This is a genomic window from Tsuneonella flava (assembly GCF_002870965.1).
Classification (GTDB): Bacteria; Pseudomonadota; Alphaproteobacteria; order Sphingomonadales; family Sphingomonadaceae; genus Tsuneonella; species Tsuneonella flava.
The window spans coordinates 85,470-110,696 of record NZ_PHSO01000002.1 but is presented as its reverse complement, the minus strand read 5'-3'; the positions used below and the strand labels follow the sequence as shown (position 1 = coordinate 110,696).

23 protein-coding genes and 1 tRNA gene are annotated in these 25,227 nt (G+C 63.0%); 15 read left to right on the top strand and 9 right to left on the bottom strand.

The annotated features are described in order from the left end of the window. The first annotated feature begins 32 nt into the window (after positions 1 to 32). From CV013_RS02345 to CV013_RS02325, 5 genes are all read left to right on the top strand, one after another. On the top strand, positions 33 to 971 hold the full coding sequence (locus tag CV013_RS02345) for an MBL fold metallo-hydrolase (RefSeq protein ID WP_102153719.1): 939 nt from the start codon (positions 33 to 35) through the stop codon (positions 969 to 971). A gap of 58 nt (positions 972 to 1,029) precedes the next feature. After that, a complete protein-coding gene (locus CV013_RS02340; protein ID WP_232806552.1) occupies positions 1,030 to 1,221 on the top strand; it encodes a YgaP family membrane protein in 192 nt (63 codons plus the stop codon). A gap of 59 nt (positions 1,222 to 1,280) precedes the next feature. Beyond that, complete coding sequence (locus CV013_RS02335; RefSeq protein ID WP_102153668.1) at positions 1,281 to 2,039, top strand: sulfite exporter TauE/SafE family protein; 759 nt, start codon at positions 1,281 to 1,283, stop codon at positions 2,037 to 2,039. Positions 2,040 to 2,113: 74 nt separating this feature from the next. Beyond that, positions 2,114 to 2,917 carry a crotonase/enoyl-CoA hydratase family protein gene (locus CV013_RS02330; protein ID WP_102153667.1) on the top strand — a complete coding sequence of 268 codons (804 nt, stop codon included), beginning with the start codon at positions 2,114 to 2,116 and terminating at the stop codon, positions 2,915 to 2,917. Between the two features lie 362 nt (positions 2,918 to 3,279). Continuing rightward, positions 3,280 to 3,354: transfer RNA gene (locus CV013_RS02325), tRNA-Gln, on the top strand. A 36-nt stretch (positions 3,355 to 3,390) separates the two neighbouring features. Here CV013_RS02325 and CV013_RS02320 read toward each other — a convergent pair. The 3 genes from CV013_RS02320 to astD form a co-directional block, all read right to left on the bottom strand. Next, entirely contained in the window at positions 3,391 to 4,080 is a 690-nt protein-coding gene (locus tag CV013_RS02320) for a hypothetical protein (protein ID WP_102153666.1), read from the bottom strand. Between the two features lie 158 nt (positions 4,081 to 4,238). Next, the gene (locus CV013_RS02315; protein ID WP_102153665.1) at positions 4,239 to 5,270 is read right to left on the bottom strand and encodes a PhoH family protein; all 1,032 of its coding nucleotides are present in this window, start codon (positions 5,268 to 5,270) and stop codon (positions 4,239 to 4,241) included. A gap of 144 nt (positions 5,271 to 5,414) precedes the next feature. Further along, on the bottom strand, positions 5,415 to 6,902 hold the full coding sequence (astD, locus tag CV013_RS02310) for a succinylglutamate-semialdehyde dehydrogenase (protein WP_223805342.1): 1,488 nt from the start codon (positions 6,900 to 6,902) through the stop codon (positions 5,415 to 5,417). A 267-nt stretch (positions 6,903 to 7,169) separates the two neighbouring features. Here astD and CV013_RS02305 point away from each other — a divergent pair, with 267 nt between their 5' ends. From CV013_RS02305 to CV013_RS02285, 5 genes are all read left to right on the top strand, one after another. Next, the gene (locus CV013_RS02305; RefSeq protein ID WP_102153663.1) at positions 7,170 to 8,081 is read left to right on the top strand and encodes an alpha/beta fold hydrolase; all 912 of its coding nucleotides are present in this window, start codon (positions 7,170 to 7,172) and stop codon (positions 8,079 to 8,081) included. Further along, positions 8,078 to 9,232: a glycosyltransferase family 4 protein gene (locus tag CV013_RS02300; RefSeq protein ID WP_102153662.1), complete on the top strand. Its 1,155-nt coding sequence runs from the start codon at positions 8,078 to 8,080 to the stop codon at positions 9,230 to 9,232. Before CV013_RS02305 ends, CV013_RS02300 begins: the two co-directional genes overlap by 4 nt. A 131-nt stretch (positions 9,233 to 9,363) precedes the next feature. Further along, positions 9,364 to 10,158, top strand: coding sequence for a tetratricopeptide repeat protein (locus CV013_RS02295; protein ID WP_102153718.1), 795 nt, complete (start codon positions 9,364 to 9,366; stop codon positions 10,156 to 10,158). A gap of 38 nt (positions 10,159 to 10,196) precedes the next feature. Beyond that, complete coding sequence (locus CV013_RS02290; RefSeq protein WP_102153717.1) at positions 10,197 to 11,540, top strand: outer membrane protein assembly factor BamB family protein; 1,344 nt, start codon at positions 10,197 to 10,199, stop codon at positions 11,538 to 11,540. Between the two features lie 89 nt (positions 11,541 to 11,629). Further along, entirely contained in the window at positions 11,630 to 12,997 is a 1,368-nt protein-coding gene (locus CV013_RS02285; protein WP_102153661.1) for a methyltransferase family protein, read from the top strand. 171 nt (positions 12,998 to 13,168) lie between these two features. Here CV013_RS02285 and CV013_RS02280 read toward each other — a convergent pair whose 3' ends face one another. The 3 genes from CV013_RS02280 to CV013_RS02270 all read right to left on the bottom strand — a co-directional run bounded on the left by CV013_RS02280 (position 13,169) and on the right by CV013_RS02270 (position 15,843). Further along, on the bottom strand, positions 13,169 to 13,468 hold the full coding sequence (locus tag CV013_RS02280; protein WP_102153660.1) for a putative quinol monooxygenase: 300 nt from the start codon (positions 13,466 to 13,468) through the stop codon (positions 13,169 to 13,171). A 7-nt stretch (positions 13,469 to 13,475) separates the two neighbouring features. Further along, positions 13,476 to 14,846 (bottom strand): glutamate--cysteine ligase, encoded by a 1,371-nt coding sequence (locus CV013_RS02275; protein ID WP_102153659.1) that lies wholly within the window; start codon positions 14,844 to 14,846, stop codon positions 13,476 to 13,478. A 238-nt stretch (positions 14,847 to 15,084) separates the two neighbouring features. After that, positions 15,085 to 15,843, bottom strand: a complete 759-nt coding sequence (locus tag CV013_RS02270) for a 16S rRNA (uracil(1498)-N(3))-methyltransferase (protein ID WP_102153658.1) — start codon at positions 15,841 to 15,843, stop codon at positions 15,085 to 15,087. Positions 15,844 to 15,882: 39 nt separating this feature from the next. Between CV013_RS02270 and ubiA the strand changes: the two genes are divergently transcribed. After that, the gene (ubiA, locus tag CV013_RS02265; protein WP_102153657.1) at positions 15,883 to 16,800 is read left to right on the top strand and encodes a 4-hydroxybenzoate octaprenyltransferase; all 918 of its coding nucleotides are present in this window, start codon (positions 15,883 to 15,885) and stop codon (positions 16,798 to 16,800) included. 257 nt (positions 16,801 to 17,057) lie between these two features. On the opposite strand, the gene CV013_RS02260 is transcribed toward ubiA, so the two are convergent. Continuing rightward, positions 17,058 to 17,429, bottom strand: coding sequence for a VOC family protein (locus CV013_RS02260; RefSeq protein ID WP_102153656.1), 372 nt, complete (start codon positions 17,427 to 17,429; stop codon positions 17,058 to 17,060). A 112-nt stretch (positions 17,430 to 17,541) separates the two neighbouring features. Here CV013_RS02260 and soxR point away from each other — a divergent pair, with 112 nt between their 5' ends. After that, positions 17,542 to 17,991 carry a redox-sensitive transcriptional activator SoxR gene (soxR, locus tag CV013_RS02255; protein ID WP_223805343.1) on the top strand — a complete coding sequence of 150 codons (450 nt, stop codon included), beginning with the start codon at positions 17,542 to 17,544 and terminating at the stop codon, positions 17,989 to 17,991. On the opposite strand, the gene CV013_RS02250 is transcribed toward soxR, so the two are convergent. Then, positions 17,992 to 18,558, bottom strand: coding sequence for a SixA phosphatase family protein (locus tag CV013_RS02250; protein WP_102153715.1), 567 nt, complete (start codon positions 18,556 to 18,558; stop codon positions 17,992 to 17,994). Then, on the bottom strand, positions 18,530 to 21,256 hold the full coding sequence (locus tag CV013_RS02245) for an ATP-dependent DNA helicase (RefSeq protein WP_102153714.1): 2,727 nt from the start codon (positions 21,254 to 21,256) through the stop codon (positions 18,530 to 18,532). Before CV013_RS02245 ends, CV013_RS02250 begins: the two co-directional genes overlap by 29 nt. Before the next feature lie 198 nt (positions 21,257 to 21,454). Here CV013_RS02245 and CV013_RS02240 point away from each other — a divergent pair, with 198 nt between their 5' ends. The 3 genes from CV013_RS02240 (at position 21,455) to CV013_RS02230 (ending at position 25,077) form a co-directional block, all read left to right on the top strand. Then, positions 21,455 to 22,576 carry a hypothetical protein gene (locus CV013_RS02240; protein ID WP_102153655.1) on the top strand — a complete coding sequence of 374 codons (1,122 nt, stop codon included), beginning with the start codon at positions 21,455 to 21,457 and terminating at the stop codon, positions 22,574 to 22,576. A gap of 336 nt (positions 22,577 to 22,912) precedes the next feature. Continuing rightward, entirely contained in the window at positions 22,913 to 24,535 is a 1,623-nt protein-coding gene (locus tag CV013_RS02235) for a lysine--tRNA ligase (protein WP_102153654.1), read from the top strand. Further along, a complete protein-coding gene (locus tag CV013_RS02230) occupies positions 24,532 to 25,077 on the top strand; it encodes a DUF1003 domain-containing protein (RefSeq protein ID WP_102153653.1) in 546 nt (181 codons plus the stop codon). Before CV013_RS02235 ends, CV013_RS02230 begins: the two co-directional genes overlap by 4 nt. Positions 25,078 to 25,227: the final 150 nt, after the last annotated feature.

The window sequence follows — 25,227 nt, the reverse complement described above, 5'->3', positions numbered from 1 at the left end:
CTTACTATCTGAAAATGAATATGGAGTTATCGATGGTTGATCGCGAACAGGATACAGCGTTATCTCAGGCGACCGGAATCGTCGAAAATGCCTTGTTGGGCAAAACGCGGGCACCGGTCGTTCACACGTTTTTCGATGAAGCGACGTTCACTGCCACCCATGTCGTCCACGACCCTGAAAATCGGGCTGCTGCGATTATCGACCCGGTGCTGGATTACGATCCGGCGTCGGGCCGGGTATCGCACGAATCTGCCGATCAGGTAATTGCTTACGTCAAAGAGCAGGGCCTGGAGGTCGCCTGGCTTCTGGAAACCCATGCCCATGCCGATCACTTGTCTGCCGCCCCCTATCTGAAAGGGGCGCTGGGTGGCCGGATTGCGATTGGCGCGCACATTGTGGACGTGCAGGATACTTTCGGCGCCACGTTCAATGTCGGGGCCGATTTCCGGCACGATGGATCGCAGTTCGATCATCTGTTTGCAGATGGTGACATCTTCACAATTGGTGAAATCGAAGCTGCGGTGTTGCACGTTCCCGGCCATACGCCAGCGGATCTCGCCTATGTCGTGGGCGATGCGGTGTTTCCGGGCGATACGATCTTCATGCCCGATTTCGGCACTGCGCGGGCGGATTTTCCGGGCGGCGACGCGCGCACGCTTTATCGGTCGATCCGCCGATTGCTGGAACTGCCGGGCAAGGCGCGGCTGTTCCTGTGCCACGATTACAAGGCACCGGGGCGCGACGAATTCGCGTGGGAAACGACCATTGCGGAGGAGCGGGATGGCAATATCCACGCTGCGACTGGTGTGAGCGAAGACGATTTCGTCTCCATGCGCGAGGCACGCGATGTCACATTGGGGATGCCGCGGCTGATCCTGCCTTCGATCCAGGTCAATATGCGCGCGGGCCATTTCCCGCCGCCGGAAGACAACGGAACGCGCTATCTCAAGATACCCGTGCAAGGGGTATGAACCGGCAGCCCAATGGCGGGTCTTGCCATGCGATGAAGGAACCAAGGCAATGTTGAACATGGGAAAATCGGATCGAACCCTGCGCGTGATCGGTGCGATTATTCTGGCGGTACTGGCGGCCACCGGGGTTCTGACAGGTACACTGGCGACTGTCGCATGGATCGTGGCGGCGGTGCTGCTGCTGACCAGCCTGATTGGCTTCTGCCCGGCGTATAAGCTGATCGGCCTCGATACGCGCAAGAAGGGCTGATTGCCGCCCGCTTGTTTGCGGGATAATTTCAGGAGCTTACAGTGCTCGATCCGTTACATATGGCACTCGGCGCGTTGTCGGGCGGGGTCGTCGGCTTTTCGCTGGGCCTTGTCGGTGGCGGCGGATCGATTCTGGCTGTGCCGCTGATGGTCTATCTTGTCGGCGTGTCCAGCCCGCATGTGGCCATCGGCACCAGCGCGCTGGCCGTGGCAGCCAACGCCGCCAGCGGCCTGCTACAACATGCGCGCGAGCGAACTGTGCGCTGGCGCTGCGGGCTGATCTATGCCGCCGCCGGGATCGTGGGCGCATTCGGCGGATCGACACTGGGCAAGAGCGTTGACGGCGACAAACTGCTGTTCCTCTTCGCGCTGCTGATGCTGGTGGTGGGGGTGCTGATGCTGCGTGGTCGGCGCAATCAGGGCACGCCGGGGGCACAGTGCAACCGGACTAACGCACCCAAAGTGTTGGGTTACGGCTTCGGCACCGGGGCGTTCAGCGGATTTTTCGGCATTGGCGGTGGTTTCCTGATCGTGCCCGGCCTGATCGCTGCGACAGACATGGCGATGATCAATGCTGTCGGCACCAGTCTGGTGGCGGTGACGGCATTCGGCCTGACGACAGCCGCGAACTATGCCTTCTCCGGGCTGGTCGACTGGGTGCTTGCCGGCACTTTCATCGCCGGGGGCGTTATCGGCGCTTTCTTCGGGACGCGGCTGGCCCGACGGCTTTCGGGCGGCGGGCAGCTCAAGACTGTCTTCGCTGTGCTGATCTTCGTTGTCGCGATCTATATGCTGTGGAAGAGCTGGGGCGCGATGTAGCCGTTGCCACCATCGCCAATCCGCCCCACGGTCGCCTTTGCAATAGATTCGGATTCGGCAAAGGAGAGGGCAGAATGGGCGATTTCGTGAAGATGGAGAAGCGGGGGCGGATTGCGATCCTCACTTTCAACCATCCCGATACGATGAATGCCATCGCCACGCACGAAGACTGCGCCGATCTCGTGTCGGCGTTGCACGATATTGGAGACGATACAGGCATCAGCGTTGCTATCGTCACCGGATCGGGCCGGGCTTTTTCCGCCGGAGGCAACTTGCAGGCGATGAAGGATCGCAACGGCATTGGTCCGCTGGCATCCCCTGCCGATACGCGCAGCAACTATCGCCGCGGCGTGCAGACCATCAGCCGGGCATTCAACGACTGTGAAGTGCCTCTGATCGCTGCTGTCAATGGCCATGCCATCGGGCTGGGCAACGATCTGGCGTGCTTCTGCGATATGCGGATCGCCGCCGACACTGCAAAATTTGCTGCCGGTTTCGTCAAAGTGGGGCTGATCCCCGGCGATGGCGGAGCATGGGCACTGCCACGCGCAGTGGGCTACGCGAAGGCAGCGGAACTGATGTTCACCGGCGATACGCTCAACGCGGAAGAAGCGAAGGAGATCGGGCTGGTATCGCGGGTCGTCCCTGCAGAGCGCCTGATGGACGAAGCAATGGCATTGGCCGAACGCGTGGCGGCCAATCCGCCCCGATCGCTGCGACTGGCCAAGCGCTTGCTGACCGATGCTCAGAACATGCGGCTCAACGAAGTGCTGGAAATGTCGGCATCGATGCAGGCGCTGGCCCATGAAACCCGCGACCACAAGGAAGCCGTCGATGCGTTTCTGGAAAAGCGGAAACCCGACTTTACCGGGGAGTAAGCGCTGGCTGGCGCGTCGCATTCGCGATCATCGGTTCGATTACCGAGAGCGATAAATCCCGTTACCGGACCAGCCCGCCTGCCTGCCTGCCCGCAGCGCGGGACCAGCAAAAAGTGGGCGGCAAGTTCGAAAGTTGCCGCCCTTAAAGGAGGATTCGGGAGAGCTACAACAGCTAAGTTATCGCTCGACCGATTGAATACCTCTGCGGTGCTCTGTCGCATTTGTCGCGCGTCAAACCGATGGTGCTTTACTGTCACAACAGGTTTCGTTTGCTGCAACTGTCCTTCATTTCACGATAGAATCCAGTAATCCCGTCAGACCACTTCACATCGCCGCAGGAGGCGCTATAGGGGGCCGCCTGCTGGGGCGTAGCCAAGCGGTAAGGCACCGGTTTTTGGTACCGGCATGCGCAGGTTCGAATCCTGCCGCCCCAGCCAGACTTTGTCGCAGATATTCGCGACGAAGCGCCGCAATCAATTGCTTCTACGTTTGAACAGGATCGTGCCTTCCGGTCGCGATAGCAGCAGTCCGTCTGCCTGCCGCTCCAGATAGGTTCCGGTCAGATCGACGACCCCGAAATCGTTCGGTGTCAGCAGATAGTTCGCTGTCGTCCCGTCCTCGGCGCGGAGCGGCAAAGGGCCGGAATCGATCCGGTAGCCTTTCAGGGTGAAAGTCACAAAGCGCGGGTGACGATGTTCGTCCGCTGGAAACGTCCACGGGCCACCGTCAAGATACGATTCGAGCGGAGCGCCGGTTTCAAAATCGATCCGCAGATCGATGCCGGGAACATCGCGCCCGTTGGGCGCCCGCACCCGGATTGCGAACGGCTTGCCCGGCGTGGCCTCAATCGTGTCGGGGGTGACAGTCGGCGCGAGTGGTCTTGGGTCGCTGCCAAGTTCGATTCTGTCGCCGGCGCGCTTCCATCGACCTTGCGCCCGTTCATCCAGCGAGCCCACTGTCAGACCATATTCGAAAGTGCCGTCTGCATGGAGGCGAAGGCCGGCAATAAGCTCCATCTGGGAGAAAACGTACTCACCCACAGCCGGGTCCGCAGTCTCATCTGACGCAGCTTGCGATTGATCCTTTGCAACGGCAGGCTGGAAAGCGAAAAGCAGGGCAGTGGCGAACAACGAAGCGGCTCGTTTGAAGCGGGTTGCTGGCATAGGGCAACCTTAAGGCGTGTCTGTGGCTCTTTCAAATCCGATTACCAAACCGCGTCAGGTGAAGTATCGCAACAGGGCCGACGTTATAGCTTCAGGTGATACTCACCGGCCACGAAGTGCGTTGAAAGCATGGCATCTGCGTTCTGCGCCGCTGAATTTTATGCTCCCGGCCCTTCGTATGCTTCGACGATGCGGCCCACGATGGGGTGGCGCACTACGTCGCTGGCGGTGAAGCGGCTGACGGCGATGCCTTCGATACCTTCCAGCTTGGTTACGGCATCGGCCAGCCCGCTCATCGAATCTCCGCCGGGAATGTCGACCTGCTTCGGATCGCCGCAAATAACCATCCGGCTGTTCTGGCCGAAGCGGGTGAGGAACATCTTCATCTGTTCGCGCGTGGTGTTTTGCGCTTCGTCGAGAATTACGAAAGCATCGGCCAATGTGCGCCCGCGCATGAAGGCGATCGGGGCCACTTCGATCACCCCGCTTTCGATATGGCGTTCGACCTGTTCGGGCGGCATGCAATCGTACAGAGCATCGTACAGCGGACGCAGGTACGGATCGACTTTTTCCTTCATATCGCCAGGCAGGAAGCCCAGCTTCTCCCCCGCTTCCACCGCCGGGCGCGACAGGATCATGCGTTGTACGCTGCCGCTGATCAGCTGGCTGACCGCCTGCGCCACGGCGAGGTATGTCTTGCCTGTGCCCGCGGGGCCGAGCGCGAAGACGATATCCTTGCTCGCCAGTTGCTGCATATAGGGGATCTGCCCCGCGCTGCGCGGAACGATGGTCTTGCGGCGGGTGCGGATCATCACTTTGGGTGCGTCGTCTCCGCCGCGCACGATCCCGTCCAGCGTCGGTTCGTTGGACATCGCGATCAGCGATTCGATCGCGCCGGTATCGAGATCTTCGCCCCGCGCCAGCCGATCGTACATCGCATTGAGCGTGTCGCGCGCGCGGGCCACCGAATCCGTGCTCCCTTCGATCAGGATGCGATCCCCGCGGGCAGAGATGAACACGCCCAGCCGGTTTTCCACCTGCACCAGATTGGCATCGAACTGCCCGAATAACGGGACAAGCAACGACTGATCTTCGAACGTCAGCTCTGCACGGGCGCGACGCGATTCGCGCAAAGGTGCGGGAGGAGGTGAAATCGCCGGTTGCCCGGCGCGGGCGGGTTTACGGGCCATGCGCTCCTTTCGGGTCTGCGATTCGGCAGTCTAAGGGCGCGTTCGGATACGGCAAGCGGCCTGCGACGAGTAGGCGGTGGAAAAGCACGATTGTTTGCCCGTGTCTGTCCGCCGCCTCTCGAGCGCTCCTAGAGGGCGCGCCGATCAGCCCGCTCCGCCGCTCTGGGTCGCTTCGTCGTCGTGCGCTGAGCGGCGGGTGCGGCGGCGCTCTTCGCGCAGGCCCACGCCGATGCTGGCGCGCGGCTGGTCCATTTCGGTGCTGGCGACAGGGTAGGCGCAGTAATCGGCAGCGTAATAGGCCGCCGGGCGATGGTTGCCCGAAAGGCCCAGCCCACCGAACGGTGCCTTGGAACTGGCGCCATTGGTCGGGCGGTTCCAGTTGACGATCCCCGCACGGACATTGGCCCAGAACTTGTTATAATCCTGAGGCGAGCCACCGATCAGCGATGCCGACAGGCCAAACCGGGTATAATTCGCCTCTGCAATCGCGGCCTCGAAATCGGGCACCCGGATCACTTGCAGCAGGGGGCCGAACAGCTCGACATCGGGCCGTTCCTTCATCGCGGTGACATCGATCAGGCCGGGGCTGAGGAACGGTTTGTCGTTATCGGGCCGCTGCATGTGCTTGATCGCCTTGCCCCCGTGAGAGAGCAGGTAGAGGAAGCTTTCCATCAACTGATCGGCGGCATTGTTGTCGATCACGCAGCCCATAAATGGGGCTGGATTGGCAAACGGTTCGTCGAACACGATCCGGTCGGCCAGGTTCTTCACTTCGTCGATGATCGCATCATACATACTGTCGACTACGACCAGACGCCGTGCAGCGGTGCACCGCTGGCCCGCGCTGGTGAATGCGCTTTGCACGATCAGGGCGGCGGCATCGTTTATCTTGGGGGTGTCGAGCACCACGATGGGGTTGTTACCGCCCATCTCCAGCGCCAGAATCTTGCCCGGATTGCCCGCCAGTCGCTTGTTGATCGCAATCCCTGCTTGTGCGCTGCCGGTGAACAGTACCCCGTTGATATCGCGGTGCGCGACCAGCGCCTTGCCCTCTTCCGGGCCGCCGACCAGCAATTGGATCACATCTGACGGAACACCTGCGCGGTGGAAACAACCGATCAGGAATTCGCCCACGGCGGGGGTTTTCTCGCTTGGCTTGAAGACCACGGTATTGCCCGCAATCAGCGCCGGGATGATATGCCCGTTGGGCAGATGCGCGGGGAAGTTATACGGGCCGAGCACTGCCATCACACCGTGCGGTTTGTGCCGTACCGCTGCCGTGCCCTGCAGCGCGCTGTCGAATTTTTTCTGGCCGGTCCGTTCGGCATAGGCGGTGACCGAAATATCTACTTTCCCCATCACCGTTTCGACTTCGGTGCGGGCTTCCCACAGCGGCTTGCCGTTTTCGCGGGCGATCAGTTCCGCGAACTGATCCTGCGCCTTCAGCACTTCGTTGGCGAAGCGGCGGCACAGTTCGATCCGGTTGGCCAGAGGGCGGGAGGCCCAGTCGGGCCACGCGTTGCGGGCGCGCGCCACAATGGCATCGACATCGCTCGCTGGGCCGCGCCACAGTTCGGCACCGGTGGCCGGTTCGAAGGAGACGATTTCGGTTACAGGTTCGGTGTTAGACAAGCGGTATTTCCCCCACGCCTGCGATCCCATGCAGGCCTTTTGAGTGCGACGTGGGTGGTGCGTCACTGCCGCCGAAACGGGCCCTGAACAGGAGGACGCAGCCACGCACCTGACTTAGAGATACAGTACAGCAGGTTCAAGCAAACTCGTCCCCACACGGGGCGCTGGCTATCTGCTGCCCACCTGCGCGCTTGCGGAACGGCGCGCATCGGGCGATAACTGCGCCGGTGCCAATCCGCGCACAGATACGGGACCGTTTCGCACTTTATGCACAACACTGCCAGTTTCACCGGTGCCCCCGATGCGGGCGGCAAGTCTGCCGAACGGGCATGGGCAGATCGCACCTGGCAAACCGCAGACGGGCTGGAACTGCATTATCGCGATTATCCGGGGCGCGACGATCGGCCGCCGGTAATCTGCCTGCACGGACTGACGCGTAATGCCCGCGACTTTGCCGCGCTGGCGGAACGGATCGCGGGCGAATGGCGGGTGATCGTGCCCGAAATGCGCGGACGCGGCGAATCCGATTATGCCAAAGATTCCGCGACATACACGCCGCTGCATTATGTGGCGGATGTGATGGCGCTGTTGGCAGAACAGGGGATCGAACGGTTCGTATCGGTCGGCACGTCGCTGGGCGGGCTGATGACAATGCTGATCGCAGCCACTACGCCCGATCGCATTGCCGCGGTGTTGCTCAACGATGTCGGCCCTCAGCTTGAGGCGGCAGGGCTGGAGCGTATCGTCGACTATGTCGGGCAGGGGCGCAGTTTTCCGACATGGATGCACGCCGCCCGCGCGCTGGAGGCGCAGCACAGGGAATCGCATCCCGGCTTCACTATCGACGACTGGCTGGCAATGGCGAAGCGGGTAATGGTGCTGGGTTCCGGCGGGCGTATCGCATTCGATTACGACATGGCGATTGCCGCTCCGTTCGAAGACGCCGATCCATCTGCCGCCCCCGATATGTGGCCGATGTTCGAAACGCTGGCCGGTCGCCCGCTGGCGCTGGTGCGGGGGGAATGCTCGAACGTGCTGTCGGCCGCGACTGCCCAGGAAATGAAGCGGCGCATTCCCGCGATGGACCTGGTTACGGTGCCCAACGTAGGGCACACCCCGCTGTTGACCGAGCCGGAGGCGGTTGCCGCGCTCGACCGGCTGCTGGCACAAGTCGCATGACCGACAGCGTCAGGAACGCGATTCCGCGTATTCTTCACCTCCATTCGACCTTTTCTTCGGGTGGAAAGGAGCGCCGCGCGGTGCGGTTGATGAATGCGTTCGGCAAGAACCTGAACCACGCCGTGGTATCGGGGGAGCCGGGCGAACTGTCCGCTGCGAACGAAATCGCGCACGGGATCGATGTCGATTACCCCGATGAGTTCCCCCCGCTCGTGGGCAAGCCGACGCCGTGGCGTCTGCAGGCCATGGCGCAGGCGATGGCCGAATACGATCTCGTGCTGACATATAATTGGGGCGCGATGGACGCAGTGATGGCGCATACCCTGTTCGGCAAGGCCATTGCGCTGCCCCCGCTGATCCATCACGAAGACGGCTTCAATGTCGATGAACAACAGAAGCTGAAGCCGAGCCGCAACTGGTATCGCCGCATTGCGCTGGGCCGGGCGAGTGCGCTGGTGGTCCCGTCGGAAAAGCTGGAGGGTATTGCGCTCACCGAATGGGCGCAGCCGTTCGGGCGGGTCAGGCGAATTCCCAACGGGATCGACGTCGCCTCTTTTGCGAAGAAGCCGAAGGCCGATGCCTTGCGCGGGATTATCAAGCATCCCGGCGAGCTGTGGGTCGGCACGGTAGCCGGCCTGCGCCCGATCAAGGCATTGCACCTGCTGGTGCGCGCCTTCGCCTCGCTGCCTGATCCGTGGCAACTGGTGATCGTGGGCGAAGGGCCGGAAGTGTCGACGATCCGGGCGGAGGCACAGGCTCATGGCATCGAACATCGTGTGCATTTGCCCGGTTTCGCCAGCGATCCTGTGAAGTTCGTCGGCCTGTTCGATATCTTTGCGTTGTCTTCGCAAAGCGAACAGTTCCCGATCTCTCTGGTCGAGGCGATGGCCGCCGGGTTGCCCGCTGCCGCCCCGGCTGTGGGGGATGTCGGCGCGATGGTGGCGGATGAAAATCTGCCGTTTATAGTCGGGCCGGGCGATATCGGCGGGCTATCCAATGCGCTGGCCACATTGGCGAGCGATGCAGCGTTGCGCGAATCGGTGGGTGAAGCCAACCGGGCAAAGGCGGTCGCCGAATTTGGGGAAGACCGGATGATTGGTGCTTATCGCCGCCTCTATTCGGGTATCATGGGGCGCGAGATCCCTGCTTGATACGCCGTATCTATGCTTAAGCCGCGGTTCACGCGGGCGGGGACAGTCGGGTTTGACGATTGAATTGACTGCCCCATCGTCTAAAGACGCGCGTTACCCGAAACTATGTATTGAATAAGGTGAGCCGCCACGTGGCCCTGAAACCCGGCAATTCCCTCTCCCGCGAAGAGAAGCGCGCACAGCAACAGGCGGCGCAGGACGATGTTCTGCTGCGCGAAGTCGACGACGCTGTGCGGCAGGATCAATATGCGGATTTCAGCCGTAAATACGGCAGGCCGCTGCTGGCCATCGTGGTCGTCGGCTTGCTGGCTTTCGGCGGATACCTCTGGTGGCACGAACACCGCGAAGGGCAGTACGAAGCGGATTCGGAAACGTTTGTCTCTGCACTGGATAAAGTGCAGGCAGGCGATCTGGCTAGCGGTGACAAGGGCCTGGCCCCGGTGATTGAAGATGGCGAACCGGGTGCCGCCGCGTCGGCACAGTTGCTGAAAGCCGGGATCGCGATGGAACAGGGCAAGACCGCCGAAGCGGGCAAATTGTTCGATGCCGTTGCTGCCGATGCCAGTGCACCGCAAACGCTGCGCGATCTGGCGACAGTGCGCGCCGTCGCGGCCAATTACGACAAGATGAAATCGGCCGATGTCGTCTCTCGCCTGCAACCGCTGGTCGTACCGGACAAGCCGTGGTTCCCCGTTGCCGGGGAAATGCTGGCGATGGCCTATCTCGATCAGGGCAAGAATGCCGAAGCTGGCAAACTGTTCGCGCAGATCGTGCGGGACAAGAATACATCGGAAACACTGAAATCGCGCGCGCGGCAGATGGCCGGGCTGCTCGGCGTCGATGCGATCGACGACGTGGATAAAGTGCTCAAGGAACAGGAAGTCGGCGCTGAAATGCCGGGTGGCGCGGGGGCGCCCCGGCAATGAACGCAGGCTGCGATGCAATCACAGGGAACGGATACCGAATGACTGGCAAGGCTATTTCCATTACCGGGCGCGTACTGCTGATTGCAGCACTGTCGGTCGGTTTGACCGGCTGTAAGATCTTCGGCGGTAAAGACGCAAAAGTGACGCCCACGGTCGGCAATCGTATGCCGATCCTGTCGCGCATCGAAAGCGGGGCGAAAGTCGATCCGGCGCTGGCCGGGGTCTCCGTGGTGCTGCCGACACCGCAAGCCAACACCGAATGGGCGCAGCCGGGCGGCACCGCGGGCAAGGCGCCGGGCAACCTCGCGCTGTCCGACAGTCCGCAGCAGATCTGGACTGCGCAGGTTTCCGGCTCAAGCGATCGCCGGCGGCTGGCAGCTTCTCCGGTGATCGGCGGCGGCAAGCTGTTCGTATCCGATACCGATGGCGTCGTGACAGCGTTCGATGCCAATACCGGCGCCAAAGTGTGGTCGCACCGTACAGAGCTGGACGGCGCACCTGCTGCGGCCAATTTCGGCGGCGGGGCCAGTTTCGCCAATGGCCATGTCTATGCCACCAACGGTGTGGGCGAAGTCGTCGCGCTCGATGCGGCGACCGGCAACGAACTGTGGCGCGCGCACCCCTCTGGCCCGCTGCGCGGATCGCCGACGGTCGCGTTCGGCTCGGTCTATGTCATGACGCAGGACAACCAGATTTTCGCGTTGTCCGAAACCGATGGTTCGCTGCAATGGCAGGAATCGGGATCGAGCGCGCAGACCGGCGTGTTCGGCGTGGCTGCCCCCGCTGCGGGGCAGGGCACGGTCATCGCCGGGTATTCGACCGGCGAACTGGCGGCATACCGTTATGAAAACGGACGCACTTTGTGGTCGGACGCGCTGGCGCGCACGTCGATTTCCACTGAAGTGGGGTCGCTGACCGATATCGATGCCGATCCGATCATCGACAGTGGCCGCGTCTATGCTCTGGGGCAGGGTGGCCGTATGGCCGCTTACGAACTGGCCACCGGGCAGCGTATCTGGGAACTCAATCTGGCGGGTATTTCGACCCCGGCAGTAGCAGGCGAATGGATATTCACGCTGACTGACAGTGCCAAGCTGCTGGCGATTGCCCGTAACACCGGCAAAGTCCGCTGGCTGACCGATCTGCCGGAATATCGCAACGAGAAAAAGAAGACCAACCAGATCTTCTGGACCGGGCCGGTGCTCGCTGGAAACCAGCTGTGGATCGCCAATACGCAGGGCGAAATCTGGCGGGTCAGCAGCGGCGAAGGTTCGGCTGCTGTGTGGACCAGGTTCAAGAGCGCGATCAGCCTGCCGCCGGTCGTCGCGAACCAGACGCTTTACGTGCTGGACGACAGCGGCCGCATCACCGCTTTCCGTTAAGGCGACCGTTGCTGCTGCTGTAATGGCGAGGGCGGGATGGGGCCAGGTTTCCAGCCTCTTAACCCTTTTGCCCTAAGGCGGGCGCGCATATGAGCGCTCACCGCCCCGACACCTCCGCTCGCCGCCCGGCGAGCGATGTATCTGCCGCAGTCGGCATGGCCGGTCTCGCTGGTCTGTTCGTATGGGTGATGATCTGCCGCCACTGGCCGTGGCTGGTCGATATGTTCGGCTTGCCGGGGCCGCATGCCCGGCTCGACGGTCCGAACGCCGCGCTGGCCGGGCTGGTGTTTACCTCGCTGCCAATGGCGGCGGTGTCGCTGTTGAAAGACAAGGTCCACCGTCGCCCATCTACCGGGATCGACTGGGGCCTGCGCCGCCCGCTTTCCGAAACGCAGGAGATTTCGTGTACCAAGCTGGTGGGTCTGTGGGCCACCTGGGCAGCGATCGCTGCGATCTATTGCCTCGCGCGGTGGTATTGGGACGGGCAGTATCTGTTCGCGATGGAAGTGCTGAAATACGCGGCGCTACCGATGTTCGCGCTGTCGATCCCTTATGTCCTGTGGCTCGACAGGTTTATGATCGAACCGCGCGATCATGCGTGGCATTTCGGTGCGTTACTGCTGGGGCGGGAGGCATACGATCCGGCGGAAGTGAAGAAGCACTGGCGTGCATGGGTCATCAAGGGGTTCTTCGGCGCGTTCATGATCTCGATCTTGCCGCCGGGGTTTCGGGAAGCGGTCAACGTTGATTTCACTGCGATTGCTGCCGATCCGGTGAAACTGGGCATGGCGCTGGTCAGCTTGCTGTTTCTGGTGGACGTGCAACTGGGAACGGTCGGCTATCTCGTCACGTTCCGCCCGCTCGACGCACATATTCGCAGCGGCAACCCGTTCGTGGCCGGGTGGGTTGCCGCGCTGCTATGCTACCCCCCGCTGAACGGCGTGGGCCTGCTCGATTACAGCGTCGGCACACCGGGCTGGGCGGAGAATAACTGGGCGTTCTGGTTCGCCGGGCACACCCATTTGATGTGGATCTGGGCGGCGCTGCTGATGGCGCTGACCGCGATCTATGCCTGGGCGACAGTGGCATTCGGGTTGCGTTTCTCCAACCTCACCTATCGCGGGGTCATCACCAATGGCCCTTATGCGTTTACCCGGCATCCGGCCTATCTGGCGAAAAACACGTTCTGGTGGCTTTCTACCATGCCGTTTCTGGTGACCTCGGGATCGTGGACCGACCCGATTCGCAATGCGTTCTTCCTCGCCTGCGTTAGCGGGATTTACTACTGGCGCGCCCGGACGGAGGAGATGCACCTGCTGTCCGAAGATGCAAAGTATCGCGAATACCACGCGTGGATGGCCGAACACGGCGTTGTAACCGCACGCCTTCGTAAATTGCTGCGGCTTCTGCGTCCGCGCGGCCCGGTGATGCAGCGCACGGCCGCCCCGGGGGAGTAGCGCCCATCGCATTGGTAGTGGATGGAGGCGGCGTGCGGCGCATGGATTGCCACGTTGCCTGCGATTCCTCGCAATGACGAGTGAAGGGGATGCCCGCTACCGTGTCATTGCGTCAGGCCGGGCCTGATCCGCGGGCCCGCTCAATTCCGCGCCGCAGTTCCGGGCAATCCGTCAGACCGGTTCGCCTTCGCCGGTTTCGTATAGCTTCAGATCGCGGTCGGTAATGCCCAGCTCAGCAAATTGTTCGCGCCATGCGGCGAGGTGCGGGGTGGCGAAATGGGCTGCCAGTGCAGCGCGGTCGCGCCAGGCTTCCGATACATGAATCACTGTGGGGTCGAGCACGTCCTGCGCGTAGGCATAATGGATGCAGCCGGCTTCCGCCCGGCTGGCAGCGACCATTGCGGCCATGGCGGGCAGTGCCACCTCCAGCCCGTCTGCCGGAATCCGCACTGTGCCGACGATCAGGATCACGCGCGCCTCAGAAACTGTATTTGTACACCCGTTCGATATCGCCGCCCCATTCGCCATTGTACATGTCGAGCAGGCGCTGTGCGGGGACTTTCCCGCTGGCGACGATTTCGTCGAGCGTTTCGAGGAAGCCGGTTTCGTTGTCGCCGCCCGAATTGAGCCGCGCGCGCGATTTCAGCCCGCTGCGCGCGATGGCGAGCACTTCGGGGGCGATGTCGTGCAATGTCTTGCCGCCGGGGATCGGTGCGTCGAGCGCCAGCTTGGGCACCGATGTCCGCAACGCCTCGCGCTCCTCCATCGTCCAGTCCTTGACCAGATCCCATGCGGCATCGAGTGCGCTCTGATCGTATAGCAGGCCGACCCACAGCGCAGGCAACGCGCAGATCCGGCTCCACGGCCCGCCATCGGCACCGCGCATTTCGAGGAACGATTTCAAGCGTACTTCGGGAAAGGCGGTCGACAAGTGATCCCACCAGTCGCCTTCGGTCGGCTTTTCCCCTGGCAGAGCGGGCAGCTTGCCGTCCAGAAAATCGCGGAAACTCTGCCCGGCGGCATCGATGTATTTGCCATCGCGGAACACGAAATACATCGGCACGTCGAGCATATAGTCGACATAGGCTTCGTATCCGAAACCGTCTTCGAACACGAACGGCAGCATCCCGGTGCGCGCCGGATCGGTGTCCGACCAGATATGGCTGCGATAGGAAAGGAAGCCGTTGGGCTTGCCTTCGGTAAAGGGCGAATTGGCGAACAGAGCTGTGGCCAGCGGTTGCAGCGCCAGACTGGTGCGGAATTTCTGCGCCATGTCCGCTTCGCTGCTATAGTCGAGATTGACCTGAATGGTGCAGGTCCGCAGCATCATGTCGAGGCCCAGCGAGCCGACGCGTGGCATGTGCCGCATCATGATCTCGTACCGCCCCTTGGGCATGACCGGCAGTTCCGCGCGCGTTTTGTCGGGCCACATGCCCAGGCCAAGGAAGCCGACACCGAAGCGTTCGCCAATCGCCTTCACCTGTTCCAGATGGCGACCGGTTTCAGCGCACGTCTGGTGCAGGTTTTCCAGCGGCGCGCCCGATAGTTCGAGCTGCCCGGCCGGTTCGAGGCTGACAGTGCCGTCGTCCCCGCTCATCGCGATGACTTTGCCGCCCTCTTCCACCGGTTGCCAGCCGAATTCCTGCAACGCCAGCAGGATATCGCGGATGCCGCCGGGCTCGTCATAACTCGGGGCGGCGAAATCCTTGCGTCGGAAAACCAGCTTCTCGTGCTCGGTGCCGATGCGCCATTTGTCCGCCGGTTTCGCACCGGCGGCGAGGGGGGCGATTAGCTGGTCGCGGCTCTCTATAACCGGATCGGCCTGCTCGGATGTGGTCCGCGTGCTCATAGTGGGTGGCCGTAGGCAACCCAATCTTTACGCGCCAGAGAATTCTTCTTTCAGCCCGTTCGTGTGGCCTGTGGGGCGGGTAACCCTCACCCGTCATTGCGAGGAGCCGTCAGGCGACGTGGTAATCTATGAGGTAAGTGTGGATGCGGTTTACAACTGCTGTGGTGGTCAGTGAGGGCGGCCCAGGGATTGCTTCGCTGCGCTCGCAATGACGAGGGGGTAGCGAGGGCGGAGCCTCTTACCAGTCGCCAGCAGCACCCATCCATAGTGCCATTGCCGCTATCGCTGCGGTTTCGCCGCGGAGGATTCGCGGGCCGAGAGTGATCGCACGGGTGGCCGGGTGTGCGCGAATAGCGGTGCGTTCGGCATCGTCGAACCCGCCTTCCGGCCCGATCAGGATCGCGGCAGGCGCTCCGGCCGCGGTAAAGGCGGCGGCGGCGGGTTCACCGCCCAATTCATCGGCAAAGAACAGCGCGCGTTCAGCGGGCCAGTCGCGCAGCAACGTGTCGAGCGTAACCGGCGCGGCCAGTTCGGGCAGCGCGGTGCGGGCGCATTGTTCGGCGGCCTCTGTCGTAACGGTCCGTGCCCGGTCGAGGTTGAGCTTGTCCGCCACGCAGCGGCGCGTCACCACCGGACGGATCGCGGCCACGCCCAGTTCGGTCGCCTTTTCCAGCACGGTGTCGAACCGGTCTTTCTTCAGCAAAGCGGGGCACAACCACAGATCGGGCACAGCCTCGCGCAAGCGCAGTCGTTCCACCGGTTCCAGCACGACATCGCGCTTGCCAACCGACACCACGCGTGCGGCCCATTCGCCGGTCGCATTGTCGCACAGGATCACAGCGTCGCCTTCGCTCACCCGCATCACGCGGCAGAGATAGTGCGCCGGGTTGCCTGAAACCGTCACCGGCATCCCTGCCGCCAGCGGAGCGGGAACGAACAGGCGCGGCGCGCTGCGGGGCGGCCAGGCGGGAACCTTCGGATCGTGTGTTGCAGCCATGACTATGCAGTTGGCACGCGCGGCGTTAGGGGACAAGCCGTGACCGAACAGGCAACGCCCGAACCCATCGTCCCAGACAGCGAACATCGCGGACTGATCGCGCGCCTGCCGCAAGTGCCGCGCGATCTGGCCATGCTTGCCCGGTTCGACCGGCCGATTGGCTGGTGGCTGCTATTCTGGCCGTGCACCTGGGGGGTGTGGCTGTCCGGTGGCGGATTGCAGGTGGTACTGGTGGCATGGATGCTGCTCGGCTCGATCGCGATGCGCGGGGCCGGGTGCGTTTACAACGATATCGTCGATGCCGATCTCGACCGCCAGGTGGCGCGCACTGCCAGCCGCCCGGTCGCAAGCGGGCGCATTTCCGCGAAACTGGCATGGCTATGGCTGCTGGCGCTGTGTGCGGTGGGGCTTGTCGTGCTGTTGCAATTGCGCTGGCAGGCGCAGGTGGTGGCGCTGGGCAGTATCGCGCTGGTCATCGCCTATCCTTTCATGAAACGGATCACCTGGTGGCCGCAGGCCTGGCTGGGGCTGGTATTCACCTGGGGCGCGCCGACTGGCTGGGTCGCGATGCGGAGCGACCGGCTCGACGTGCTCGCTGCGCTCTATGGCGGGGCAATCCTGTGGTGCATCGCATACGATACGATCTACGCCTTACAGGATCGGGAGGATGACGCGCTGGTCGGTATCCGCTCCAGCGCGCTGCGGCTGGGCGGCCATGTCAAAGCGGGCGTGGCATTGTTTTACGGCGGTGCAGTGGCGCTGTGGGCGCTGGCGTTCTGGCTGCTGCGGCACGACTGGATCGCGCTGCTTGCGCTGATCCCGGTGGCGGCGCATCTGAGCTGGCAGGTCGCCACTCTTGACGAGCGCGATCCGACCAATCCCCTGGCCCGCTTCCGCGCCAACCGCTTCGCCGGGGCGTTGATGGCTGCGGCGTGTTTTGTGGTCGGCAGTTCGTAGTCTCTGTGTGTGGGGAAGGCATGGTTTGGTCTGTGTCGCTCCACTTGTCATTGCGAGGAGCCGTCAGGCGACGTGGCAGTCCGTGGATTGCTTCGCTGCGCTTGCAATGACGAGAGGGGGGAGGGGAGTTGCAATGATGCAGGGGCGGGTCGTATCTTCCCTGTCCTGTCCCCCCGGCCTCCGAGCCGGGGTCCAGCTTATCTTCCGGCGTGACACTTCAAAAACAGCGCCTCCATCGCAAACGCTGCGAGCGCAATTCACGAATAGCTGACGATTTCCCATTCGATCCCGTCCCAGTCGTAGAAATAAAACCGCCGTCCCGGTTCGTAATCGGCGTGGTTGAATGGCTCCAGCCCTGCCTCTGTTACAACGGTTTCGGCGGCATCGAGATCGTCAACCACTACCCCGATGTGGTTGAGTGGCACACCCTTCTGGAAGCTGCCTTTGGTGCTGGGGTGCGTGTAGAGCGCGACATACGTATCGTCGTTACCGCAATGGATCGAATGGCCACCGCCGAGAGCAGGGCCTTCCCAGCGCACCCGCCATCCGGCCAGCTTGCTCAGGAAGTCCGCGCTGCGGCGTGGGTCGGTGACAGAGATATTCACGTGTTCGAGTGTTCCGGTGGGCATTGCCTCAGTCCTTCGTATCAATCGTGTCCGGCCAGTGCCGGGCAGGGCGGCGAATCGCCTGCTTGCCATTAATGCAACCTCAAGGTAACTTGAGGTCAAGGAGTTTAGTGCCATGACCCGTCGCTTGCGCGCCAGCGATCTGCTGACCATCGGTGAACTGGCCCGGCGCACCGGGTTGTCTGTTTCAGCGATCCGTTACTACGAGGAACGCGGGCTGGTCGAACCGATCCGCACCGGCGGCAATCAGCGGCGCTTCCCGCGCAGCGATATCCGGCGGCTCAGTTTCGTGCTGATCGCACAGCAGCTTGGCCTGTCGTTAGGCGATATAGAGGAGGAGCTGCGCCGTCTGCCGCATGGTCGCACGCCTGACGCGCGCGATTGGCGGCGGATCAGCGGGCGGGTACGCGAAGCCATCGACGCGAAAATCGCCATTCTGGAAAAGACTCGCGAGGATCTCGACGGGTGTATCGGCTGCGGATGCCTCAGCCTGGCGCGGTGCAAGCTCTATAACCCGCAGGATAAATGGGCTGCGGAGGGGGCAGGGCCGCGCGTGCTGCGTTGATCACGATTCCGGCCCCAGTTCCGGGTCGAGATCGCGCGGGCGGGCGAAATGGACCAGCTTGCCGCAATCCTTGCCCAGATCGGCCCAGTCGTCGATTGCCAGTTCCAGCACAGCGAATGTTGCCGTCGGGAATTTGACCGCCGCTTCGTCGAACAGCGCGTTTTCGTTGGCGGGGGATACCAGCGTGAACAGCAGATCCTGCAAGCCGGGGTTGTGCCCCGCCAGCAGCACGCAGGATGCATCGCCCGCATGTTCGCGGATCGCATCGATCAATGTATCGGCATCGGCCAGATAGACGCGCTTGTCGAATTCGGGCGTGAATTCGGGCAGGGCAGTTGCCAGTGTTTGCCGGACACGTTCGGCCGGGCTGGCGATCACGCGGTCCCACTTTACACCGTGATCGCGGATATGATCTCCGATCACTTTCGCACCGCGCCGCCCGCGATCGTTCAGCCCGCGGTCGAAATCGCGGGTGCCCATATCATCCCAGTCGGACTTGGCGTGGCGCAGGAGGCCGAGCAACTTGGGCACGGTCAGATCATCCTTCGAACGGTGGGGCCGAGGCATCGGCATGGCTCGCCGTTTCGAAAACACTGTTGGCGAGCCGTTGTAAAGCCTCCTCCAGCGTCAGACGCAAAACAGGCGTCCCTTCAGGGAAGGCAGAAAGCAAGCGGCTGGGGAATGCAGGCGACAGGACAACGAAGTGCCCGGCATCGTTCCGGCTGCGAATCAGCCGCCCGAATGCCTGTGCCAGTCGGGCGCGGATCAGGCGGTCGTCATACGCACTGCCACCGCCCGCCGCGCGGCGGGCCCGGTGCAGGATAGTGGGGCGCGGCCAAGGGACTTGTTCCATCACGACGCAGCGTAAACTGCGGCCCGGCACATCGACCCCGTCACGCAGGGCATCGGTGCCCAGCAGACTGGCCGCCGGATCGTCTCGGAAAATGTCCACCAATGTGCCGGTGTCGATCGGATCGACATGTTGCGCGTACAGCGGCAATCCGCTGCGCGCGAGCCGGTCGGCAATGCGGCCATGCACCGCGCGCATCCGGCGGATCGCTGTGAACAGGCCCAGCACGCCGCCGCCACATGCCTCGATAATCCGGCCATAGGCACCTGCCAGCGCGGGAATGTCGCCCTTGCGGATATCGGTTACGATCAGCACTTCGGCGCGGTTGGCGTAATCGAACGGGCTTTCGAATTCGCCCAGCATCGGTGCGCTGTCGATATGCGCCGCGCCGCTGCGGGCGATGGCTGCATCCCATTCGGTCCCGTCTTTCAATGTCGCGCTGGTCAGCATCACGCCGTGGGCGGGTTCGAGCACGACACGGGCAAATGGCTTCATCGGATCGAGCCAGTGGCAGTGCAGTCCGATATCGAATTCGCGCGCTTCGTTGCGGTCCACCGCCAGCCAGTCCACGAATTCGGGATCGCCCGGCCCGCCCAACCGGTCGAGCAAAGCCTCCCACGCGGACAGCAAGTCGCACCGCCAGGCCAGCGAATGGCGCGCGCCTTCGATCCGCGCGCGGCCCTGCGCGTCGAGCCAATCGGGAGGGTCGGCCAGTATCGCCTCCAGCCGCCCACCCAGTCGCAACAATGGCGAACGGATCGCGGCCAGCGCCCCTGCTGCCTGCCCGGCCAGTTCCACCACCGGGCCATCGAGACCGGCAGCCTCTGTTTCTATGCCATAGCCCGCTTCCTGCCCGCCGCTTTCATCGCGGGCATATGTCACTGCGCGCACGGCACCCAGCAAAGCCTCCACCGGGCCAGCGGGTACGCCTTCGTTCAGTCGCTGCAGCCAGCCATCGGCGGGCAGGGCCTGCGCCGCCTCCACTGCCGCCTCTATCGCGGTGCCCCCGGCTTCATCGTAACTTGCCACATCGGCAAGGCGAGCGGACAGGCCGCGACGGCGGCCCTTGTGCGATTTTTCCGGGCCGACGATCCAGCGGCGCAATTCGATTGCCTCTGCCCCGGTCAGCGCAGCGGCGAACGTGCTGTCGGCAGCTTCGAATACGTGGTGCCCTTCGTCGAACACCACGCGGGTCGGGCGCTGGGCATGGTCGCGTCCGCGTGCGGCATTGACCATCACCAGCGCGTGATTGGCGATCACCAGATCGGCTTGCGCGCTGGCCCGTGCGGCATGTTCGATGAAGCATTTGCGGTAATGCGGGCACCCGGCATAGACGCATTCGCCGCGCTGATCGGTGAGTGCGGCAATGCCGCGCTTGCGGAACAGCGAGCCGAGCCAGCCGGGCAGATCGCCACCGATCATGTCGCCATCCTGCGAATAGGCCGCCCATCGCGCCACCATATGCGCCAGCACAGCGAGGCGCCCGGAAAAGCCGCCTTGCAGCGCATCTTCCAGATTGAGCAGGCAGAGATAGTTTTCGCGCCCCTTCCGCACGACCACGGGGCGGCTGCCATCGCGGCGCACCGGCGGCCACGCGCGCCCGCTTTCCTGCCGCAACTGGCGTTGCAGGTTCTTGGTATAAGTCGAAACCCACACGGTGCCGCCCGACCGTTCCGCCCATAGCGACGCCGGAGCGAGATAGCCCAGCGTCTTGCCGATCCCCGTGCCTGCCTGCGCCAGCAACACATGCGGCACTTCGCGGCGGGGCCGGGGCGCGAACACTTTGCCGACATCGCGCGAATAACGGCGTTGCCCCTCGCGCTGTTCGGAACCTTCGCCGGTCAGCCGTTCGAGCCGCGCCTCGACCTCCGCCTCTTCGATCAGCACGTTGGCGGGCTGGCCGCGTTCGGGGCTTTCCTCCCATTCGGGCAGTCGGGCGAATAGCCATTTTTCCGCGCGTTCGGGCTTGCGGATATGCGGGCTGAGAATGTTTGCCCAGGGCCAGCGCAGGCGAACCAGCGATTGCAGGCTGGACCATGCTCCCTCTCGTTCGGCCCAATCGTGGCTTTCGCATGTCGCCAGCAGATGACCGGCAGCGCGCTGCAGGAATGCCGGCACGCCGTCGTCGCTGTCCGGTTCGTCGATCCCCAGCGCATGAGCCAGTCCGCGCGGGGTCGGCACTGCGAACCGCGCCGGATGGACGAAAGCGAACAGTTCCAGCAGATCGAGCCCCGACAGATCGGGATAGCCCAGCCGGTTGGCGACGAGCGGGGCATTGAGGATCAGCAGCGGCGTATCGGCCACGGCCATCACCGCCTCGCCCTTGCTCACCCCCCGCGTGCCGCCAATGCCATCGCGCAACCATGTGCCCGCGTGGCTGGCATGAAGGGCGGGAAGGGGCAGCGGGTCGGCCATTGCGGCGACCATGAAGTCGCCGGAACGAAAAGTAAACAGACCAGCGGATTCTGTGTGCCAGGGCCAATCCATTCACCGCGCCCGATCGGCAGCTTGCCGCGAATTTAAAACGAAAAATCATTTAAAAACAATGTACTATAAATTTTTACCAATTGGGCTGTCTGGAACTGTGGCGAAACAGTGACCGTTTTTAATGGCATGACGAAGACCCCCAATCCGCTCGCTTGCGCCCCCCTCGCGATTGCGATGGCTGCGCTCCTCCCCGCTGCCGCGATGGCTCAGGATGCCACGAGCACGTCGCCCCCGGTGATCGTGCTCGATAGTGCTTCCGTCGGATCGCAGAGGCAGCCCGACACGGTAACGCTGCCCGGCATTGCGTCCGCGCCGCAACAGCCGGTGACCAGCGAGCCTGTCGATATGCCGATGGCATCTCCGGTTGAGGCCGCTCCTGTGCAGCAGGCGCGCACTGCCCCTGTCTCCGCTGTCTCCGCGCCCAAAGCCGCGAATGAAGCCTCAGTACCCGAAGCTGCGAACGAAACCACCAGCCAGCGCAGCGTGGGCACGCCTCGGCAAACCACCACCGCTCCGGCTGCTGGCGCCAGCGCTAATACGGTGCGCGATGCATCGGCGGTGCCGAGCGAAGGCGACGCGGCTACCTCCGACAACGCAGCCGGAAGTGTGGCCGGCGGCGCTGCGATGGAAATGACTGGCGATGTCGCCGCTCCGCTTGCTGCCGATGTCGCGCCCGATCCCGCTCAGCAACCCGATCGGGGGGAAGGTATTCCGTTCGAAATCCTGATCGCTCTGCTGGCCGCCGGTGGCATTGGTGCCGGAACTTATCTCCTGCTGCGTTCGCGGAGCCGTCGCCGTGCGCCTGCTCTGGCAACGGCTGCTCCGGTCAGGCCGCGCCAGCCTGCGCCGTCCGCCGCTGAACCGGTGTTCGATCGCGAACCGCAAGTCACCGCGCTGGATGCCCCTGTGCAGGCCGCCTCTGCTTCGCGTACAGCGTCGCAACCGACTGCGTTTGCGGGAACATATGCGCCGTATCGCTCTGAACCGGCTACCGACCGCGGTGCGGTGCCGCTGCCCGATGAGTTGCCGCAGACATTCGAGGAGCGCGACGCTTTGCTCCAGCGAATGATTGCCGCAGCACCGGATCGAGCCAACCCGTTTCGGTCGCCCCGTGCGCGTGCCCGCCGTGCGCGGTTGATCCTCCAGTCGCTTGGTCGTCGTTTCGAAAAGGCCAAGCCACGGATCGACTTGCGCCAGTACGCCTATCACTGGCCCGCGCTGCGCGGCTGGAAACCGGCGTCTGCATAGGTGCTCTGAATCCCGGCGCTCGCTCTCATACAGATAGCTCTCTGTCCGAAGGGAGGGAGCATACCTCTCAGGCAATCCGCCCGTCTGTCCTACAGACGGGCGGATCGTTTATTGGCGGGTTATGACCATCGGTTGCACACTATCGATTTGCCGTTTCAACTGCCGATTTGGCGAAGTCCACACTCCGCTTTGGAAAGTCATGCACAGTGTATTGAAAAATAGTGACAATCGGGCAAAAGTCACATCATTCAAAACTCTAAGGAGCGGTCCATGTCTGCACCGTGGAACGCTGTTCGCACTTGCAACGGTGGCGGGCATGGGCATAGGCGCGCTGATATGACCGATAATGCACTGACAGAAGCCGCTCGCGTGTCCAAGGCATGGCCGTTTGAGGAAGCGCGCAAGCTGCTCAAACGCTATCCCGACGGCAAACCGGGCGGCGAGCCGGTGCTGTTCGAAACCGGCTATGGCCCCAGCGGCCTGCCGCATATCGGCACATTTCAGGAAGTGCTTCGCACGACGCTGGTGCGCCGCGCTTACGAAGCGATGACCGGCGGCGCGCCCACCCGGCTGGTGGCATTCAGCGACGATATGGACGGGCTGCGTAAAGTGCCCGACAACGTGCCGAACGCGCAATTGCTGCACGATAACCTCAACAAGCCGCTCAGCCGCATTCCCGACCCGTTCGGCAAGTTCGACAGCTTCGCCGCGCACAACAACGCCATGCTGCGCGACTTCCTCGACCGGTTCGGTTTCGAATACGAGTTCGTGTCCTCTTCCGAACGTTACAATTCGGGCGCGTTCGACGATGCCTTGCGCGGTGTACTGCGTAATTTCGGTGCGATCATGGACATCATGCTGCCGACCTTGCGCGAAGAACGGCGCAAGACATACTCCCCGGTCATGCCGATCAGTCCGATGACCGGCGCGGTGCTGCAAGTGCCGGTGGAAGTGATCGATGCCGATGCGGGCATGATACGCTTCACCGATGAAGACGGGACTGTGATCGAACAGTCGGCGCTGTCGGGTCAGGCCAAGCTGCAATGGAAAGTCGACTGGGCGATGCGCTGGGTCGCGCTCGGCGTCGATTACGAGATGTATGGCAAGGATCTGACCGACAGCGGGGTGCAGTCGGGGCGTATCGCCAAGGTGCTGGGCGGTCGTAAACCCGAAGGGCTGATCTACGAACTGTTCCTCGACGAGAAGGGAGAGAAGATCTCCAAGTCGAAGGGCAACGGTCTGACGATCGAAGAATGGCTGACTTACGGCAGCGACGATTCGCTGAGTTTCTACATCTTCCCCAATCCCAAGAGCGCCAAGAGCCTCCACGCCGGGGTGATCCCGCGCGCGGTGGACGATTACTGGCAGTTCCGCGAACGGCTGGCCGAACAGAAACTGGACAAGCAACTGGGCAACCCGGTGTGGCACCTGTTGCGCGCCAACCTCTCATCCGACCGCGGTGTATCGAGTGAAGCGCCGGGTGCGGGCGACACTCTGCCGGTGACCTATGGCCTGCTGCTCAACCTCGTCGGAGTGTTGGGGGCGGAAGCGAATGCGGAGCAGGTGTGGTCATACCTCGGCAACTATGTCGAGAATGCTACGCCCGAAGCGCATCCTGCGCTGGCGCAACTGGTCGATACCGCGCTGGCCTATAACCGCGACTTCGTGGCACCGACCCTCAGCAAGCGCGCCCCGACCGCCAACGAAGCGGCGGCACTGCGGGCGCTCGACAGCGCACTGGCCGGAATGGCCGCCGATACTTCGGCGGAAGACATCCAGACCGAAGTGTACGAAATCGGCAAGCGGGAGGAATTCGGGTTCGAATCGCTGCGCGACTGGTTCAGGGCGCAGTACGAAACACTGCTCGGTTCGGCGCAAGGGCCGCGCATGGGCAGCTTCATCGCGCTCTACGGCATTCCCGAAACCCGCGCGCTGATAGCAGAGGCGCTGGCGCGATGACAGCATCGGCAACCGACCCGGACAAGCTTGCGCGCGATCTGCTGGGGCGGGTGCTGGAGGAACTCGACGCGGAAGAACAGCGCGTTATCAAGCGCGTGGCTAGCGGCAGCTACCTGGGCATCGATGCATCCGAAGCGGCGCAATTGCACTCCAGCTTCGGCGATCGCCTGGCGGACCGTGTGGCGGCCATCGGCGGGAGCTGGGGCTTCATCATCGCGTTCGGTGTCGTGTTGCTGATGTGGATGCTGGTGAACAGCGAGATACTAACCGATCTGGGCGTGAAGCCATTCGACCGGTATCCTTACATCTTCCTCAATCTGATGCTCTCCATGCTGGCGGCGATACAGGCTCCGGTCATCATGATGAGCCAGAACCGGCAATCTGCGAAAGACCGGATTACAGCGCAGCACGATTATGAAGTGAACCTGCGGACCCAGCTCGAAATCCTGCGCCTGTCGCGCAAGATCGACAGGTTCGCGACGCTGGTGCTGGAACGCGACGATGCGAAAACGGTGAAGCAGCGCGCGCCGGACGAGGATTAGGGGGCGGTCGGGGCAAGCTCGCTTTCTGCCCGCTTCACTCAAACGCTCATTCACCGGCTCGTCATTGCGAAGGCAGTGCAGCAATCGATGGCGCGCGGGTGATGCCTATCGCATCGGTTGTGGATGGGGTGAGGTGCGGGTCGTGGATTG

Coding starts and splice junctions, on each gene's coding strand:
- CV013_RS02300 (WP_102153662.1), top strand. CDS start 8,078: ATGACCGACAGCGTCAGGAACGCGATTCCGCGTATTCTTCACCTCCAT.
- CV013_RS02270 (WP_102153658.1), bottom strand. CDS start 15,843: ATGGCTGCAACACACGATCCGAAGGTTCCCGCCTGGCCGCCCCGCAGC.
- CV013_RS02235 (WP_102153654.1), top strand. CDS start 22,913: ATGACCGATAATGCACTGACAGAAGCCGCTCGCGTGTCCAAGGCATGG.
- CV013_RS02305 (WP_102153663.1), top strand. CDS start 7,170: ATGCACAACACTGCCAGTTTCACCGGTGCCCCCGATGCGGGCGGCAAG.
- CV013_RS02275 (WP_102153659.1), bottom strand. CDS start 14,846: ATGAGCACGCGGACCACATCCGAGCAGGCCGATCCGGTTATAGAGAGC.
- CV013_RS02290 (WP_102153717.1), top strand. CDS start 10,197: ATGACTGGCAAGGCTATTTCCATTACCGGGCGCGTACTGCTGATTGCA.
- CV013_RS02340 (WP_232806552.1), top strand. CDS start 1,030: ATGGGAAAATCGGATCGAACCCTGCGCGTGATCGGTGCGATTATTCTG.
- CV013_RS02315 (WP_102153665.1), bottom strand. CDS start 5,270: ATGGCCCGTAAACCCGCCCGCGCCGGGCAACCGGCGATTTCACCTCCT.
- CV013_RS02320 (WP_102153666.1), bottom strand. CDS start 4,080: ATGCCAGCAACCCGCTTCAAACGAGCCGCTTCGTTGTTCGCCACTGCC.
- CV013_RS02250 (WP_102153715.1), bottom strand. CDS start 18,558: ATGCCTCGGCCCCACCGTTCGAAGGATGATCTGACCGTGCCCAAGTTG.
- CV013_RS02335 (WP_102153668.1), top strand. CDS start 1,281: ATGGCACTCGGCGCGTTGTCGGGCGGGGTCGTCGGCTTTTCGCTGGGC.
- CV013_RS02330 (WP_102153667.1), top strand. CDS start 2,114: ATGGGCGATTTCGTGAAGATGGAGAAGCGGGGGCGGATTGCGATCCTC.
- CV013_RS02240 (WP_102153655.1), top strand. CDS start 21,455: ATGACGAAGACCCCCAATCCGCTCGCTTGCGCCCCCCTCGCGATTGCG.
- CV013_RS02245 (WP_102153714.1), bottom strand. CDS start 21,256: ATGGCCGACCCGCTGCCCCTTCCCGCCCTTCATGCCAGCCACGCGGGC.
- soxR (WP_223805343.1), top strand. CDS start 17,542: ATGACCCGTCGCTTGCGCGCCAGCGATCTGCTGACCATCGGTGAACTG.
- CV013_RS02285 (WP_102153661.1), top strand. CDS start 11,630: ATGAGCGCTCACCGCCCCGACACCTCCGCTCGCCGCCCGGCGAGCGAT.
- CV013_RS02230 (WP_102153653.1), top strand. CDS start 24,532: ATGACAGCATCGGCAACCGACCCGGACAAGCTTGCGCGCGATCTGCTG.
- CV013_RS02260 (WP_102153656.1), bottom strand. CDS start 17,429: ATGCCCACCGGAACACTCGAACACGTGAATATCTCTGTCACCGACCCA.
- CV013_RS02345 (WP_102153719.1), top strand. CDS start 33: ATGGTTGATCGCGAACAGGATACAGCGTTATCTCAGGCGACCGGAATC.